General features: G+C 73.1%; 16 protein-coding genes. 11 read left to right on the top strand and 5 right to left on the bottom strand.

What is annotated here, in order from left to right; genetic code table 11:
• Positions 1 to 924, bottom strand: a complete 924-nt coding sequence (gene mmuM / locus ACH4RC_RS01690; RefSeq protein WP_398193739.1) for a homocysteine S-methyltransferase — start codon at positions 922 to 924, stop codon at positions 1 to 3.
• A gap of 10 nt (positions 925 to 934) precedes the next feature.
• Complete coding sequence (locus ACH4RC_RS01685; RefSeq protein ID WP_398193737.1) at positions 935 to 1,057, bottom strand: hypothetical protein; 123 nt, start codon at positions 1,055 to 1,057, stop codon at positions 935 to 937.
• Between the two features lie 178 nt (positions 1,058 to 1,235).
• Between ACH4RC_RS01685 and ACH4RC_RS01680 the strand changes: the two genes are divergently transcribed.
• Positions 1,236 to 1,607, top strand: coding sequence for a VOC family protein (locus ACH4RC_RS01680; protein WP_398193734.1), 372 nt, complete (start codon positions 1,236 to 1,238; stop codon positions 1,605 to 1,607).
• Positions 1,608 to 1,616: 9 nt separating this feature from the next.
• Here ACH4RC_RS01680 and ACH4RC_RS01675 read toward each other — a convergent pair whose 3' ends face one another.
• Both ACH4RC_RS01675 and ACH4RC_RS01670 read right to left on the bottom strand, forming a co-directional pair.
• Positions 1,617 to 2,312, bottom strand: coding sequence for a helix-turn-helix domain-containing protein (locus ACH4RC_RS01675; RefSeq protein ID WP_398193732.1), 696 nt, complete (start codon positions 2,310 to 2,312; stop codon positions 1,617 to 1,619).
• A complete protein-coding gene (locus tag ACH4RC_RS01670) occupies positions 2,309 to 3,238 on the bottom strand; it encodes an AraC family transcriptional regulator (protein WP_398193730.1) in 930 nt (309 codons plus the stop codon). The genes ACH4RC_RS01675 and ACH4RC_RS01670 overlap by 4 nt, the downstream gene beginning before the upstream one ends.
• Positions 3,239 to 3,318: 80 nt before the next feature.
• Between ACH4RC_RS01670 and ACH4RC_RS01665 the strand changes: the two genes are divergently transcribed.
• Complete coding sequence (locus ACH4RC_RS01665) at positions 3,319 to 4,191, top strand: NAD(P)H-binding protein (RefSeq protein WP_398193728.1); 873 nt, start codon at positions 3,319 to 3,321, stop codon at positions 4,189 to 4,191.
• Between the two features lie 79 nt (positions 4,192 to 4,270).
• On the opposite strand, the gene ACH4RC_RS01660 is transcribed toward ACH4RC_RS01665, so the two are convergent.
• Positions 4,271 to 5,461 carry a YihY/virulence factor BrkB family protein gene (locus tag ACH4RC_RS01660; protein ID WP_398193726.1) on the bottom strand — a complete coding sequence of 397 codons (1,191 nt, stop codon included), beginning with the start codon at positions 5,459 to 5,461 and terminating at the stop codon, positions 4,271 to 4,273.
• Between the two features lie 396 nt (positions 5,462 to 5,857).
• Between ACH4RC_RS01660 and ACH4RC_RS01655 the strand changes: the two genes are divergently transcribed.
• The 9 genes from ACH4RC_RS01655 to ACH4RC_RS01615 all read left to right on the top strand — a co-directional run bounded on the left by ACH4RC_RS01655 (position 5,858) and on the right by ACH4RC_RS01615 (position 15,506).
• Positions 5,858 to 7,504, top strand: coding sequence for an acyl-CoA dehydrogenase family protein (locus tag ACH4RC_RS01655; protein ID WP_398193723.1), 1,647 nt, complete (start codon positions 5,858 to 5,860; stop codon positions 7,502 to 7,504).
• 235 nt (positions 7,505 to 7,739) lie between these two features.
• Positions 7,740 to 9,029 carry a GAF domain-containing protein gene (locus ACH4RC_RS01650; RefSeq protein ID WP_398193721.1) on the top strand — a complete coding sequence of 430 codons (1,290 nt, stop codon included), beginning with the start codon at positions 7,740 to 7,742 and terminating at the stop codon, positions 9,027 to 9,029.
• Positions 9,030 to 9,061: 32 nt separating this feature from the next.
• A complete protein-coding gene (locus ACH4RC_RS01645) occupies positions 9,062 to 9,649 on the top strand; it encodes a GNAT family N-acetyltransferase (RefSeq protein WP_398193718.1) in 588 nt (195 codons plus the stop codon).
• A gap of 319 nt (positions 9,650 to 9,968) precedes the next feature.
• On the top strand, positions 9,969 to 11,669 hold the full coding sequence (locus tag ACH4RC_RS01640; RefSeq protein WP_398193715.1) for a nitrite/sulfite reductase: 1,701 nt from the start codon (positions 9,969 to 9,971) through the stop codon (positions 11,667 to 11,669).
• Positions 11,666 to 11,854 (top strand): hypothetical protein, encoded by a 189-nt coding sequence (locus ACH4RC_RS01635; RefSeq protein WP_398193713.1) that lies wholly within the window; start codon positions 11,666 to 11,668, stop codon positions 11,852 to 11,854. The genes ACH4RC_RS01640 and ACH4RC_RS01635 overlap by 4 nt, the downstream gene beginning before the upstream one ends.
• The gene (locus ACH4RC_RS01630) at positions 11,851 to 12,597 is read left to right on the top strand and encodes a phosphoadenylyl-sulfate reductase (protein WP_398193710.1); all 747 of its coding nucleotides are present in this window, start codon (positions 11,851 to 11,853) and stop codon (positions 12,595 to 12,597) included. The genes ACH4RC_RS01635 and ACH4RC_RS01630 overlap by 4 nt, the downstream gene beginning before the upstream one ends.
• Entirely contained in the window at positions 12,590 to 13,207 is a 618-nt protein-coding gene (cysC, locus tag ACH4RC_RS01625) for an adenylyl-sulfate kinase (RefSeq protein ID WP_398193708.1), read from the top strand. The genes ACH4RC_RS01630 and cysC overlap by 8 nt, the downstream gene beginning before the upstream one ends.
• Positions 13,204 to 14,139 carry a sulfate adenylyltransferase subunit CysD gene (gene cysD, locus ACH4RC_RS01620; protein WP_398193705.1) on the top strand — a complete coding sequence of 312 codons (936 nt, stop codon included), beginning with the start codon at positions 13,204 to 13,206 and terminating at the stop codon, positions 14,137 to 14,139. The genes cysC and cysD overlap by 4 nt, the downstream gene beginning before the upstream one ends.
• A gap of 2 nt (positions 14,140 to 14,141) precedes the next feature.
• Positions 14,142 to 15,506: a sulfate adenylyltransferase subunit 1 gene (locus ACH4RC_RS01615; protein ID WP_398193703.1), complete on the top strand. Its 1,365-nt coding sequence runs from the start codon at positions 14,142 to 14,144 to the stop codon at positions 15,504 to 15,506.
• Positions 15,507 to 15,607: the final 101 nt, after the last annotated feature.

Here is a 15,607-nt window from a genome sequence, read left to right as displayed (position 1 = left end):
TCAAGCCCTGAACCACCCCGGCGCGTCGCGCACGGCCCGGGTGACGTCGGCGATCACGTCCGGGCCGATCCGGCAGCAGCCCCCGACCAGGCGCGCCCCGCCGGACCGCCACCGCTCCACCCGCCCGGGGCCGAACGTCGACCGTCCCGTCCAGCGGCGCGCCCCCGCGTCCCAGGTCTCGCCGCTGTTCGGGTAGACGACGACCGGTTTGCCGGTGACCCGCGCGGCGACGGCCACCGCGTGATCCGCGTCCTGCGGCGCACAGCAGTTCACGCCCACGGCCACGATCTCCTCGGCGTCGGCGGCGAGCGCGAACGCCTCCTCCAGGGGCTGCCCGGCGCGGGTCTGTTCCGCCTTCACGCTGTACGAGAGCCACGCCGGCACCCCGAGCCCGCGCACGGCCCGCAGCAGCGCCCGCGCCTCGTCCGCGTCCGGCACCGTCTCCAGGGCGAGCACGTCGGGGCGCGCCGCCGCGAGGGCCTCCAGGCGCGGCCGGTGGAAACGTTCGAGCTCGGCCACGCTCAGCCCGTACCGGCCCCGGTACTCGGAGCCGTCGGCCAGCATCGCCCCGTACGGGCCCGCCGACGCGGCCACCCACAACGAGCGGTCCGCCCCGGCCTCGCGCGCCGCGCGCCGCGCCAACTCGACGCTGAGTGCCATGAGTTCGGCCGCACGCTCGCGCCCGATGCCGTGTGCGGCGAACCCCTCGAACGTGGCCTGGTAGCTCGCGGTGATGGCGACGTCCGCGCCCGCCTCGTAGTACGTACGGTGCGCCGCGACGATCGCCTCGGGCTCCTCGGCGAGCAGCCGCGCCGACCACAGCGCGTCGCTCAGGTCGTGCCCGGCGGCCTCCAGCTGGTTGGAGAGGCCGCCGTCCAGGACGAGGGTCCGGCCGTCGGCCAGGGCCTGACTGAAACGGGTCATGCCTCCGAGCCTAGGGCCCCGCCCACAGGTCGGAGCCGCTGCGGCTCCCGCTCCCCCGGTCCGGGCGGAACGGCGGACGGACGTCCGTCATCGGGCCGCCGCCGGTGGTGGAGCCGCCGACGAACATCGACATTACGAGGTACCGCGGCAGCACGAGCAGCCGGCCCTTGACGAGGACCAGGCCCGGGAGAGCCGCTCCGGGCAGGCGATGTCGAGGCGCGCCGGGTACGTGGGCACGGCGGCGAGCGGGAACGGCGCGGGCGTCCGTTTCGTACAAGACCGGGCGGCGTACGGCGGCCTACGGTGCGGGCATGACCGACAGCATCGTCGTCCGTATGGACGCCATCGGAATCGCCGCCAGTGAGCCGGCCGCCTCGCTCGCGTTCTACCGCCTCCTGGGGCTCACCTTCCCGGAGGGGGCCGAGCGCCTGCCGCATGTGGAGACGGAGCTGCCCGGCGGCATCCGGCTCATGTTCGACCCGGACGAGGACGCCGCCGGGCGCGGCCGGGGGCGGATCTCGCTCGCCTTCCACTGCGGGGACGCCGCCGGGGTCGACGCGACGTACGCACTCCTCACCGGCGCCGGGCACCACGGCGAGGCCAAGCCGTGGGACGCGGTCTGGGGGCAGCGGTACGCGATCGTGCTCGATCCGGACGGGAACGAGGCACATCTGTTCGCCTGAGGCAGGTCTTCAGATGAGGCTGCCGAGCGTCCGGCCGGTCAAGTCCTTCACGTCGCGCGCGAGATGCGCCTGGTCCGTGTACCCGGCGCGGGCCGCCGTCTCCGCGAACGGGACGCCCGCGCGGGCCAGCGCGAGGGCGCGTTGCAGCCGCAGCACCCGGGCCAGCGTCTTGGGCCCGTAGCCGAACGCGTCCAGTGAACGGCGGTGCAGGCGGCGGGTGTTGAGCCCCGCCGCCTCGGCCGTCCCGGTCACGGTGCGGCCCGCGGCCAGGGCTGCGACGATCCCGGCGAGGAGCGGGTCCGGCGGTCCGGCGGCAGCGGCCAGGCGGACCGCGGCGCGTTCCAGCGCGGCGGCGGGGTCCGGGGCGGCGTCGACCTGCTCGGTGAGGCGGCGGGCGGCGGCGCCCCGCCACACCTGCGCCAGCCCGGCCCGCGCGTCGGTGAGTTCGTGCGCCGGTACGCCGAGGTAGGCCGGGGCCGTGCCGGGGGCGAACCGGATGCCCGCGTAGGCGCGCCCCGGGCCGCTCGCCGAGATGTACGCGCGCGTGTCGGGACCGGCGACGAACAGCCGCCCCTCGCTCCAGATCAGGTCCATGCATCCGTCGGGCAGGACGGGGTGGGCGTCGTCGGCGTCCGGGGCGGCGGTCCGTGTCCACAGCACCGCGCCGGGCACGCGGCTCGCCCGTTCCTCGTACGTCCCGCTCATGGCCGGTACTCCTGCGGGCTGACGCCGTAGACCCGTTTGAACGCGCTGGACAGGGCGAACGCGCTGCCGTAGCCGACTTTGCGGGCGATCGCCGCGACGGTCAGGCCACTGTCGCGCAGCTGGTCGGCGGCGAGGGCGAGGCGCCAGTTCGTCAGGTACGTCATCGGGGGCTCCCCCACGGCGGTGGTGAAGCGGCGGGCCAGCGAGGCGCGGGAGACGCCGGTCTTCGCGGCGAGGGCGTTGACCGTCCAGGGGTGGGACGGGTCGTCCTGGATCAGGCGCAGGGCCGGTCCGGCGACGGGGTCGGCCAGCGCGCGGTACCAGGCGGGCGGGTCCGCGTCGGGGCGGGAGAACCAGGCGCGCAGCGACGCGATGAGCAGCAGGTCCAGGAGGCGGTCGAGGACGACGTCCTGGCCGGGCTCGTCCTTGCCGATCTCCTCGGCGAGGAGCGGGGTCAGCGGGCACCGCCACACCTCGGTGGGCAGGACGAGGACGGGCGGCAGGGCGTCGAGCAGGCGGGCGGTGAGTTCGCCCCGCATCTGGTACGTGCCGATGAGCATCCGCGCGGGCCCGTCCGGGGATTCGCCCCAGGTCCGCACCCCGAGGTCCCGGTAGCGGCCGGCGTGCGCGGGGCCGAGCGGGCGGCAGACCTGGCCGGGGCCGATCTCGGCGCGCGGGGCGGTCGCCGGGTCGTCGCAGCAGACGTACGGGTCCGGGCCGCGGGCGATCGCGATGTCGCCGGGGCGCAGGCGCTGGGCTGGTCCCTCGCCCGCCGGCAGGATCCAGGACTCCCCCGCGACCATGACCATGACGGTCAGCGGCGCCTCGTCGGCGATCCGCACCGACCACGGCACCTCGAAGCAGGCCCGGATCATGAAGGCCCCCCGGGCCCGCGGGCCCTCCAGGAGCCCCGCGAGTACGTCCACGGGGCCAGCGTAGACGCACGCGTATGGGGGTGAGCGGCTCGCGGATGTCCGGGGCGGCGGGCGCGCGGTCGAGTGGAGCCATGACGGAGACGGCAGGCGACACGACAGGCATGACGGCGAGCGACACGACGACGGTTCTGGTGACCGGGGCGACCGGCCGGACGGGGCGGCGGGTCGCGGACGCGGCGCGCGCCGCCGGGCTGACCGTGCGGGCCGCTTCGCGCTCGGGCGCGGTGCGGTTCGACTGGGCGGATCCGGGGACGTGGGACGCGGCGCTGCGCGGGGCCGACGGGGCGTATCTGGCGTTCCCGTCGGACATCGGGGCGCCGGACGCGGCGGACGCGGTCGGCGGACTCGCCCGGCGGGCGGTGGAGCTGGGCGTCCGGCGGCTCGTGCTCCTCTCGGCGCGCGGGGAGGACCAGGCGCTCCCCGCCGAGGAGGCGCTGGCCGCGTCCGGCGCGCAGTGGACGGTCCTGCGGTGCGCGTGGTTCGACCAGAACTTCAGCGAGGGTCCGCTCCTCGGCCAGGTGCGCGGCCCCGAGCTGGCCTTCGCGGCGCCCGCCGCGCTCCGCGAACCGTTCATCGACGTACGGGACATCGCGGAGGTGGCGGTGGCGGTGGTGCGGGCGCCGTCAGGACGACGGTACGCGGGCGAGACGTTGGAGCTGACCGGGCCCGAGCTGCTGACCTGGGGCGAGGCGCTGGCGGCGGTGGCCCGCGCGACGGGTGCGCAGAAGCGGTACGTGGCGGTCCCGGCGCCCGGCTACGGCGCGGCCCTGGCCGGGCTCGGCGTGCCGAAGGAGGAGGCGGGGTTCCTGGTGGATCTGTTCGGGACGCTGCTCGACGGGCGCAACGCGTCGGTGACGGACGGGGTGGCGCGGGTCCTGGGCCGGGAGCCGCGCCGGTTCGCGGAGTTCGCGCGGGAGGCGGCGGCCGTGGGGGCCTGGAAGTAAGCACCGGTCGCGGGGCGCCCACGACCGCCCCGACGTCACGCGGCAGCCCGAAGCGGGCCGCGCGCAGGCGCGGACCGTGCTACTCGTCCTGGTCCTCCGCCTCGTGCGGCGTGTCCCCGTGGCGGCGGGCGTGGGTGCGCAGGCGGGACGTCACGTCCTCCGGGGGGAGGAACTTCGACCAGCGTTCGGGGAACTCCGAGGGCATGTCGGGGTCGCCGAGCCCGTCGTCGGCGCCGTCGATGTCGTCCATCTCGTCGGGGTCGTCCGGGTAGCCGGAGCGGGCCGCGGCGCGGGACAGGTAGTGGGCGGCGGTCGCGGTGCGCACCCGCTCGTTGGCGGCGCGCGCCGCGGCCGTGGCGACCGAGGGCCAGACCCGGTCGATCGCCGCGTTGACCGCGGCACCGACGAGGACCGCGAACGCCGAGACCCCGATCCACAGCAGGACAGCGACGGGCGCGGCGAGGGAGCCGTAGATCGTCGGTCCCTCGATGGTGTTGGTGAGGTAGAGGCGGAGCAGGAAGCTGCCGGGGATCCACATCGCGAGGGCGGTCAGCGCGCCGGGGACGTCCTCGATCCACGGGGAGCGGACGGGCACCGACACGTGGTACAGGGTCGTCAGGAAGGCTACTGACAGGACCAGGACGACCGGCCAGTAGAGGATCTGGACGACCGTCTCCGACCAGGGGACGAGGCCGATCACCGCGTCGGGGCCCGCGATCATCAGCGGCAGCGCCACGGAGCCGACGACGAGCCCGATGAGGAAGAGCAGGAAGGCCAGGAGCCGGGTCTTGACGATGCCTCGGACACCGTCGAGGCCGTACATCACGGTCACCGTGTCGACGAAGGTCGAGACCGCGCGCGACCCGGACCACAGGGAGATCAGGAAGCCGATGGAGATGACGTCGGGGCGGCCGCCCTTGATGACGTCGTCCAGGATCGGCTGGGCGATCTCCTTGACGCCCTGGTCGGTGAGGACCGTGCGGGACGCCTCCAGGATGTTGTCGCGGACGCCCGCGATCGTGTCGGCGCCGGTCCACGAGTCGACGTAGGCGAGCAGGCCGACGAGGGAGAGCAGCAGCGGCGGGACGGAGAGCAGCGTGAAGAACGCCGCCTCGGCCGCGAGGCCCAGGATGCGGTACTCCATGCATGAGTTGACGGTGTCCTTGAGCAGCAGCCAGGCGGTCCTGCGCTTGGAGACGTTCTCGTAGAGAACGCGGGCCCGGTGGAGACGGCCGGACGGCGGTGGGGAGGATTCACTTGCTGGCTGCACGTCCTAAAGGTATCCGCCACCGGCGGGTGTACCCATCCCCCGGGGCCCCGGCCTGCGCGTTCACCCTGTGGGCCGGGTGGGGCCCCGGTGGTGGCCGGTTAACGCGGGTGCGTCAAACGGAGGCGGCCAGGGCAATTGCACGGCCCTTTTGGTGAGTTCCGAGGCACATCGTCCGGCCCCGCCGGGAATTCGGCACGGCCCTGCCATACGCGGAAGGGGACGTACAGCGCGGCCGCCGTCCTCGACGCGCACGCGCACCCCGCCGGCCTCGTCGAACGGTTCGGGAAGGAGGCCCCTTCGTGGTGCCGGGGGCCATGGCCCCGGCCGCGTGCCCACCGGCCCGGCGGAGCCGCGTGCGTACGCGTCATGATCCGCTCGGCGGGTAAGTTCGCCGGTATGTCGGGCAGCACGCACACCGTGACCAATCAGCCTCCGCCGCTCGCGGGGTACGACGTCTTCGCCGCCGACCGGGTTCTCGGGGAAGGGCTTGAGCGGCATCTGGAATCGGAGGAGGTTCTGGAGGAGGCCCGCGCGGACCTCACCGTGCTCGGGCGCGCGGCGGGTTCGTCGCAGGCGCAGGAGTGGGGGCGGCTCGCCAACGCGTACCCGCCCGTCCTGCGGACCCATGACCGGTTCGGGCACCGCGTCGACGAGGTCGACTTCCATCCGTCCTGGCACCGGCTGCTCGGCAAGGGCGTCTCGGCGGGGCTCACGTCGGCGTGGAACCGGCCCGGCGGGCACGTACGGCGCGCGGCCGCGTTCCTGGTGTGGTCGCAGGTGGAGGCCGGGCACCTGTGCCCCCTGTCCATGACGCACGCCGCCGTGCCCGCCCTGCGCGCGCAGCCGGACCTCGCCGCCGAGTGGGAGCCGCGGCTGACCTCCACCGTCTACGACATGGAGCTGCGCCCCGCCGACCAGAAGCCCGGCGCCCTGTTCGGCATGGCGATGACGGAGAAGCAGGGTGGCAGCGACGTACGGGCGGGCATGACGCGCGCCACCTCCCTCACCGAGGACGGGGCGTACAGCCTCACCGGCCACAAGTGGTTCTGCTCCGCGCCCATGTCGGACGGGTTCCTCGTCCTCGCCCGGGCCGGTGACGGACCCACCTGCTTCCTCGTGCCGCGCGTCCTCCCCGACGGGACACGCAACCCCTTCGCGATCCAGCGCCTCAAGGACAAGCTGGGCAACCGCTCGAACGCGTCGGCCGAGGTCGAGTTCGACGGTACGTGGGCGCGCCGCGTCGGCGACGAGGGGCGCGGGGTGCGCACCGTCATCGACATGGTCGCGGCGACCCGCCTCGACTGCGTCCTGAGCTCCGCCTCGCTCATGCGCCAGGCGGTCGCGCAGGCCGTCCACCACTGCTCGTACCGCGAGGCGTTCGGCGGCAGGCTCGTCGACAAGCCGCTGATGCGCAACGTCCTCGCCGATCTGGCCCTGGAGTCGGAGGCCGCGACGACGCTCGCGCTGCGCCTCGCGGCGGCCTGCGACCACGCGGAGGCCGGTGACGAACAGGAGCGGGCCTTCCTGCGGCTCGCGGTGCCCGCCGCCAAGTACTGGGTGACGAAGCGCTGCACGCCCCACGTCGCGGAGGCGCTGGAGTGCCTCGGCGGCAACGGCTATGTGGAGGAGTCGGGCATGCCCCGCCTGCTCCGCGAAGCGCCGCTGAACTCGCTGTGGGAGGGGTCGGGCAACATCCAGGCCCTCGACGTGCTGCGGGCGCTCCAGCGCGAGCCCGCCTCGTTCAACGCGTTCCTGATGGAGGTGGGCCGGGCACGCGGCGCCGACCACCGGCTGGACGCCGCCGTGAAGGCCCTGCTCACCGAGCTCGGCGACCTGGACGGCATCGAGGCGCGGGCCCGCCGTCTCGTGGAGCGGATCGCTCTGGTGCTCCAGGGCTCGCTGCTCGTGCGGTACGCGCCGCCCGAGGTCGCGGACGCGTTCTGCGCGGCGCGGCTCGGCGGGGACGGGGGCGCCGCGTTCGGCACGCTCCCCCACACGCCGGCGCACGAGGAGATCGTGGAGCGGGCCCGCCCGGTGGACTGAGGCGTTCCAGCGGATGAAGTGACGCGGGGATGGTGCCGCGCCGACACGGCACCATCCCCGCCACAAGCCCATGAGGAGCTTGAACGCCACCGTGGCGGCGTTGGTGCCAGTTTCAAACACCGTACGGCTGTTCGCCAGGGTTGCAGGGGGTTGCAACGTTGTTATGAAGGCTGCCCCCGGCCGGGACCGGCCGGTGCACGATAGGCGTAACGCTCCGCATACCGAGGATGCACGCATGAAGAAGGACGCGACGACGCTCGACCTGGCGCGGCTGACCGCGATGGACGCGGCCCTCGCGTCGCGCCTGCTCAAGGGTGTGCGGGAGGCGACGCTCGCCGGGGAGCGGCCGCCGGTCCTGCCGAGACCGGAGATCGGCGAGTCCTGGCGGCGGATGCTGCGCGGCGGCGTCGACCCGGACCACGACGTCCGCCTGGGGCTGCTGAGCCTCGACGAGGTGGAGGAGCGGCGCCGGTCCTCGCCGCTGCTCCCGGTCCTGCCGGCGCTGCGCGAGGCGCTGGTGTCGGTGGCCGACGCCGCCCGGCACATCATGGTGATCAGCGACGGCGACGGCCGCGTCCTGTGGCGCGAGGGCCACCCGGGCGTGCTGCGCAAGGGCGACCGGTTCGGCTTCGAGGTCGGCGCGCTCTGGGCCGAGGACGTCGTCGGGACCAATGGGGTGGGCACGCCCCTGGTGACCGGGCGGCCCGTCCAGGTGTTCGCCGCCGAGCACTTCGTGGGCTCGCACGACTCGTGGACGTGCGCGGGCGCGCCCGTGACGGACCCGCGGGACGGCCGGCTGATCGGCGTGGTCGACATCAGCGGCCCCCTGGAGACGATGCACCCGGCGACCCTCTCCTGGGTGCGGTCGGTGGCGCAGCTCGCGGAGGCCCGGCTGCGCGAACGGCACCTCGGCACACTCGCCCGGCTGCGGTCCGTGGCGGCCCCGCTGCTCGCCCGGATCGACGGCCGGGCCCTCGCGGTCGACGGCGACGGGTGGACGGCTGCGGTCACCGGTACACCGCCGACCGACCGGGTCGCGCTGCCCAGGTCCCTCGGGGAGGGCCGCTGTTGGATCCCCGCGCTCGGCACGTGCCGGGTGGCGCCGCTGCCCGGCGGCTGGCTGCTCATCGTGGACGACGCCCCGGAGCCGCTCGGCGCGACCCGGATCGTCCTCGACCTGAGCCGGCCGCGCCGGTGGTCGGTGGAGGTGGCGGGGGCCGCCGGTTCCTGGACGCACGAACTGAGCCCGCGGCACGCCGAGTTGCTCTACCTGCTCGCGCACCACCGTGCGGGGCGCAGCGCGTCCGGCCTGGCCGAGGACCTGTTCGGGGACCCGGCGCGGACGGTGACGGTGCGCGCCGAGATGTCCCGGGTGCGGCGCTACCTCGGCAACCTTCTGGCGCACCGCCCGTACCGCTTCCTGGAGGACACGGAGGTCGAGGTGGTGCTGCCGGACGACCCGCTCGACCTGCTGCCGCACTCGGCGGCCCCGGCGGTGCGCAGGGCCCGTACACCCGCGCACTGACGTCCCAGGGGTCCTGTGATGCCATGGGCCGCATGAGCAGCAGCACCGTCACCGTCACCACCTGGTCCCTCGAACAGACCGCGCCGTCCGATCTGCGGCCCGCAGCCCCACCGGAAGGCGGCGACGTCCGTGTCGTGCGCGCGGAGGTGCCCTCGCCCGAGTTCAGCCGTTTCCTGTACGCGTCCGTGGGCGGTGACATCCGCTGGACCGACCGGCTCGGCTGGTCGTACGCCCAGTGGGAGGCGCAGCTTTCGCGGCCGGGCAGCGAGACGTGGGTCGCCTACGACAGGGGGACGCCCGCCGGGTACGTCGAGCTGGCCGCGCGGGACGACGGGGCCGTGGAGATCGTCTACTTCGGGCTGATCCCGGCGTTCCGGGGGCGGCGGATCGGCGGCCATCTGCTGTCGGAGGGGGCCGCCCGGGCCTGGGACCTGGCCGAGCGGTGGCCGGGCCGCGCGCCGACGAAGCGCGTCTGGCTGCACACGTGCAGCCTCGACGGGGAGCACGCGATGGCCAACTACCGGCGGCGCGGCTTCCGGCTGTTCCGGACGGAGACCGGTGAGGAGCCCGACGCGGCGGCTCCGGGCCCGTGGCCGGGCGCGTACCCCACGGCCTCGTAAGAGGTGGCCGCCGATGTGACCGACACCACCATTGACCAGCATGTGGGACATACGAGTCCATATTGCGGACGATGGTGGACCGGGCCCAAAGTCCCGTGACACGCTTCCGTCATGTCTACAGCTGGAACCGCCTTGGTGAGTCGACGCCACGTCGACTACGGCCGCATGTCCAGCGCCATCTGTCCGGCGCGCTGAGAGAACCAGCACCGCCGACTTCCCCGCTCCACCCGACGCCCAGCGCACCGCCGCGCCCTAGCGCGAAGTGTGCCGGTCAGAGCCGCACCGAGCCGCACTGAGCCCGCCTGAAGGACGTACACCCATGGCTGCCAACCCTGAGAAGACCGCTGCCGCCGCGCCCCGCCGCAAGGTGAGCCGTCACCGTGGCGAGGGCCAGTGGGCCGTAGGCCACTTCACGCCGCTCAACGGCAACGAGCAGGTCAAGAAGGACGACGACGGTCTCAATGTGCGGACACGTATTGAGACGATCTACTCCAAGCGTGGATTCGACTCCATCGACCCCAGCGACCTGCGTGGACGCATGCGCTGGTGGGGTCTGTACACCCAGCGCCGCCCCGGCATCGACGGCGGCAAGACCGCGGTCCTTGAGCCGGAGGAGCTGGACGACGAGTACTTCATGCTGCGCGTGCGCGTGGACGGCGGCCGGCTGACCACGCGGCAGCTGCGCGTCATCGGCGAGATCTCGCAGGAGTTCGCGCGCGGGACCGCCGACATCACCGACCGGCAGAACGTCCAGTACCACTGGATCCGGATCGAGGACGTGCCCGAGATCTGGAACCGGCTCGAGGGCGTCGGGCTCTCGACCGTCACGGCCTGCGGTGACACCCCGCGTGTCATGATCGGATCACCGGTCGCGGGCATCGCCGAGGACGAGATCATCGACGCCACGCCCGCCCTTGAGGAGATCAAGCGCCGCGTCCTGAACAACCCGGCGTACTCGAACCTGCCGCGCAAGTTCAAGACGGCCATCTCCGGCTCGCCGCTCCTGGACGTGGTGCACGAGATCAACGACGTGTCGTTCGTCGGCGTCGTCCACCCCGAGCACGGCCCCGGCTTCGACCTGTGGGTCGGCGGCGGCCTCTCCACCAACCCCAAGCTGGGCGTGCGGCTCGGCGCCTGGGTGCCGATCGACGACGTGCCCGACGTGTACGAGGGCGTCATCTCGATCTTCCGCGACTACGGCTACCGCCGCCTGCGCAACCGGGCCCGCCTGAAGTTCCTCGTCGCCGACTGGGGCCCGGAGAAGTTCCGCCAGGTCCTGGAGGACGAGTACCTCGGCGGCCGCAAGCTGACCGACGGGCCCGCCCCCGCCCAGCCCTCCTCGCAGTGGCGCGACCACATCGGCGTCCACCGCCAGCAGGACGGCCGCTTCTACGTGGGCTTCGCCCCGCGCGTCGGCCGCGTCGACGGCGCCACGCTCACCAAGATCGCCGACCTGGCCGAGGCGCACGGCTCCGGCCGCGTCCACACCACGGTCGAGCAGAAGATGATCGTCCTGGACGTCGAGCAGGACCGGGTCGACTCGCTGGTGGAGGGGTTGGAGGCGCTCGACCTGACCGCCCGCCCCTCCACGTTCCGGCGCGGCACCATGGCCTGCACCGGCATCGAGTTCTGCAAGCTCGCCATCGTCGAGACGAAGCAGCGCGGCGCCACGCTCATCGACGAACTGGAGCGGCGTCTCCCGGAGTTCGACGAGCCGCTCACCATCAACCTGAACGGCTGCCCGAACGCCTGCGCCCGTATCCAGGTCGCGGACATCGGTCTCAAGGGCCAGCTGATGCTCGACGAGAACGGCGAGCAGGTCGAGGGCTACCAGGTCCATCTCGGCGGCGCGCTCGGCCTTGAGGCCGGGTTCGGCCGCAAGGTGCGCGGCCTGAAGGTCACCGCGACCGAGCTGCCGGACTACATCGAGCGGGTCCTCAAGCGCTTCCAGGCGGAGCGCGAGGACGGCGAGCGGTTCGCCACCTGGACCACCCGCGCCTCCGAGGAGGCCCTGTCATGAGCGAGCGCGCCGCCCCGTTCTACTGCCCCTACTGCGGCGACGAGGACCTGCGTCCCAGCGAGGCCGCCGAGGGAAAACACGGCGCCTGGGAATGCGGGGCATGCAATCGGGCCTTCCAGCTGAAGTTCCTCGGGCTCCTCGCCCGGGGGCTGACGCGTAACGACGGTGGAGGGGATCAGATATGACGCCGACTCAGGCCGCTACGGACACGACTGACGCTACGGGCACCACCGATGCGACGGACACCACAGAGCTGAAGGCGCTCGCCGAGCAGGCCGGGCGCGACCTGGAGGGCGCCTCCGCACTGGAGATCCTCCAGTGGGCGGCCGACACCTTCGGCCCGGAGTTCTGCGTGACCTCGTCCATGGAGGACGCGGTCGTCGCCCACCTCGCCTCCCGCGCCCGGCCCGGCGTCGACGTCGTCTTCCTCGACACCGGCTACCACTTCGAGGAGACCATCGGCACCCGCGACGCCGTCGAGGCCGTGATGGACGTCAACGTCATCACGCTCACGCCCCGGCAGACCGTCGCCGAGCAGGACGCCGAGTTCGGTCCGAAGCTGCACGACCGCGACCCGGACCTGTGCTGCGCGATGCGCAAGGTCAGGCCCCTGCAAGAAGGGCTGACCAAGTACGCCGCCTGGGCGACCGGACTGCGCCGCGACGAGTCGCCGACCCGCGCCGACACGCCCGTCGTCGCTTGGGACGAGAAGCGGCAGAAGGTCAAGATCTCCCCGATCGCCCGCTGGACGCAGGACGACGTGGACGCCTACGTGACCGAGCACGGCGTGCTCACCAACCCGCTCCTGATGGACGGCTACGGCTCCGTGGGCTGCGCCCCGTGCACCCGCCGCCTCCTGGCGGGCGAGGACGCCCGCGCCGGACGCTGGGCGGGCCGGGCCAAGACCGAGTGCGGCCTCCATGGCTGAGGCGACGGACCTGACGGCCGACACGGCTGACACAGCCGAACCCCCGCAGCACACCAAGACCTTGGAGAAGCAAGTGACCGGAGCCACGATCTGGCTCACGGGTCTGCCGAGCGCCGGCAAGACCACCATCGCCTACGAGCTGGCGAAGACGCTGCGCGCCGAGGGGCACCGGGTCGAGGTGCTGGACGGCGACGAGATCCGCGAGTACCTCTCGGCGGGCCTCGGCTTCAGCCGCGAGGACCGGCACACCAACGTGCAGCGCATCGGCTTCCTGGCCGAACTCCTCGCCCGTAACGGCGTGTTGGCGCTCGTCCCGGTCATCGCCCCGTACGCCGACAGCCGCGAGGCGGTGCGCAAGCGCCACCAGGTGGGCGGCACCGCGTACCTGGAGGTGCACGTCGCCACGCCCGTGGAGGTCTGCTCCGAGCGGGACGTGAAGGGGCTCTACGCCAAGCAGGCCGCGGGCGAGCTCTCCGGGCTCACCGGGGTCGACGACCCGTACGAGGTTCCCGACTCGCCCGACCTGCGCATCGAGTCGCACCACCAGACCGTGCAGGAGTCCGCGGCCGCGCTCCGCGCGCTGCTCACCGAAAGGGGTCTCGCCGCATGACGACCGTAGTGACTGTCTCCGAGGAGACCGACAGCCCGTACGCGCTGAGCCACCTGGACGCCCTGGAGTCCGAGGCGGTGCACATCTTCCGCGAGGTGGCGGGCGAGTTCGAGCGGCCGGTGATTCTCTTCTCCGGCGGCAAGGACTCGATCCTCATGCTGCACCTGGCGCTGAAGGCGTTCGCCCCGGCGGCGATCCCCTTCTCGCTCCTGCACGTGGACACCGGGCACAACTTCCCCGAGGTCCTCGCCTACCGCGACCGGGTCGTGGCCGAGCACGGCCTGCGCCTGCACGTCGCCTCCGTGCAGGACTACATCGACCGGGGTGTGCTGAAGGAGCGTCCGGACGGGACCCGTAACCCGCTCCAGACGCTGCCGCTGACGGAGAAGATCCAGGCCGAGCGGTTCGACGCGGTCTTCGGCGGCGGACGGCGCGACGAGGAGAAGGCCCGCGCAAAGGAGCGCGTCTTCTCCCTGCGCGACGAGTTCTCGCAGTGGGACCCGCGCCGTCAGCGCCCCGAGCTGTGGCAGCTCTACAACGGCCGCCACGCGCCCGGCGAGCACGTCCGCGTTTTTCCTCTGAGCAACTGGACCGAGCTGGACGTGTGGCAGTACATCGCCCGCGAGGACATCGACCTGCCGGAGATCTACTACGCCCACGAGCGCCCGGTGTTCAACCGGAACGGCATGTGGCTGACGGCCGGCGAGTGGGGCGGTCCGAAGGAGAGCGAGTCCGTCGAGACGCGGCTCGTGCGCTACCGGACCGTCGGCGACATGTCCTGCACCGGCGCCGTCGACTCGGACGCCACGACCATCGAGAAGGTCATCGCCGAGATCGCCGTCTCCCGCCTCACCGAGCGGGGCGCGACGCGCGCCGACGACAAGATGTCCGAGGCCGCGATGGAAGACCGCAAGCGCGAGGGGTACTTCTAACCATGAGCACGACCACTGCTGCCGAAGAGCTGGCGGGCCTGTCGGCCACGACCCTGCTGCGGTTCGCCACCGCGGGCTCCGTCGACGACGGCAAGTCCACCCTCGTGGGCCGCCTCCTGCACGACTCCAAGTCGGTCCTCACCGACCAGCTGGAGGCCGTAGAGCTCGCCTCGCGCTCGCGCGGCGCCGCCGAGCCGGACCTCGCGCTGCTCACCGACGGCCTGCGCGCCGAGCGCGAGCAGGGCATCACGATCGACGTGGCGTACCGCTACTTCGCGACGCCCCGGCGCCGGTTCATCCTGGCCGACACCCCGGGCCACGTGCAGTACACGCGGAACATGGTGACCGGCGCCTCCACCGCCGACCTCGCCGTGGTCCTGGTCGACGCGCGCAACGGCGTCATCGAGCAGACCCGCCGCCACGCCGCCGTCGCCGCGCTCCTTCGCGTCCCGCACGTCGTCCTCGCGGTCAACAAGATGGACCTCGTCGACTACAAGGAGAGCGTCTTCGCGAAGATCGCCGAGGAGTTCACCGCGTACGCGGCGGGCCTCGGCGTCCCGGAGATCACCGCCATCCCGATCTCGGCGCTCGCCGGTGACAACGTGGTGGAGCCCTCCGCCAACATGGACTGGTACGGCGGCCCGACCGTCCTGGAGCACCTGGAGACGGTGCCGGTCAGCCACGACCTGACCAGCTGCCACGCGCGCCTGCCCGTGCAGTACGTCATCCGTCCGCAGACGCCCGAGCACCCCGACTACCGGGGCTACGCGGGCCAGATCGCGGCCGGTACCTTCCGCGTCGGCGAGTCCGTCACCGTACTGCCGTCGGGGCGCACGTCGAAGGTCGCCGGGATCGACCTGCTGGGGCAGAAGGTCGACGTGGCGTGGACGCCGCAGTCGGTCACCCTCCTCCTGGAGGACGACATCGACGTCTCGCGCGGCGACCTCATCGTGCCGAGCGACGACGCGCCCGCCACCTCGCAGGACGTCGAGGCGACCGTCTGCCACGTCGCGGACACGCCGCTCACCGTCGGCCAGCGGGTGCTGCTCAAGCACACCACCCGTACCGTCAAGGCGATCGTCAAGGAGATCCCGTCGCGGCTCACGCTCGACGACCTCTCCCAGCACCCCGAGCCGGGGCAGCTCGTCGCCAACGACATCGGCCGCGTCAAGGTGCGCACCGCCGAGCCGCTCGCGCTCGACGACTACGCGGACTCGCGGCGCACCGGATCGTTCCTCCTGATCGACCCGGCGGACGGGACGACGCTCGCGGCGGGCATGGCGGGCGAGTCGTTCGCCGCCGCCGGGAAGCCTGCCGCCGACGCCGCCACCGGCGCCTCCGCCGACGAGGACGGCTGGGACTTCTGACATGAACCTCTTCGACTACTACGGCACGTTCGCCAAGGAGGGCGGCCGCGTCGGCAGCGGCGCCCTCGGCAGCGGACAGGGCGGGGTCGGGCGATGTGCGT

The sequence above is a fragment of the Streptomyces sp. NPDC016845 genome (assembly GCF_044332585.1).
In the GTDB taxonomy this organism is placed as follows: Bacteria; Actinomycetota; Actinomycetes; order Streptomycetales; family Streptomycetaceae; genus Streptomyces.
The sequence above is the reverse complement of the archived record's forward strand: the minus strand, read 5'-3'. Positions and strand labels throughout refer to the sequence as shown.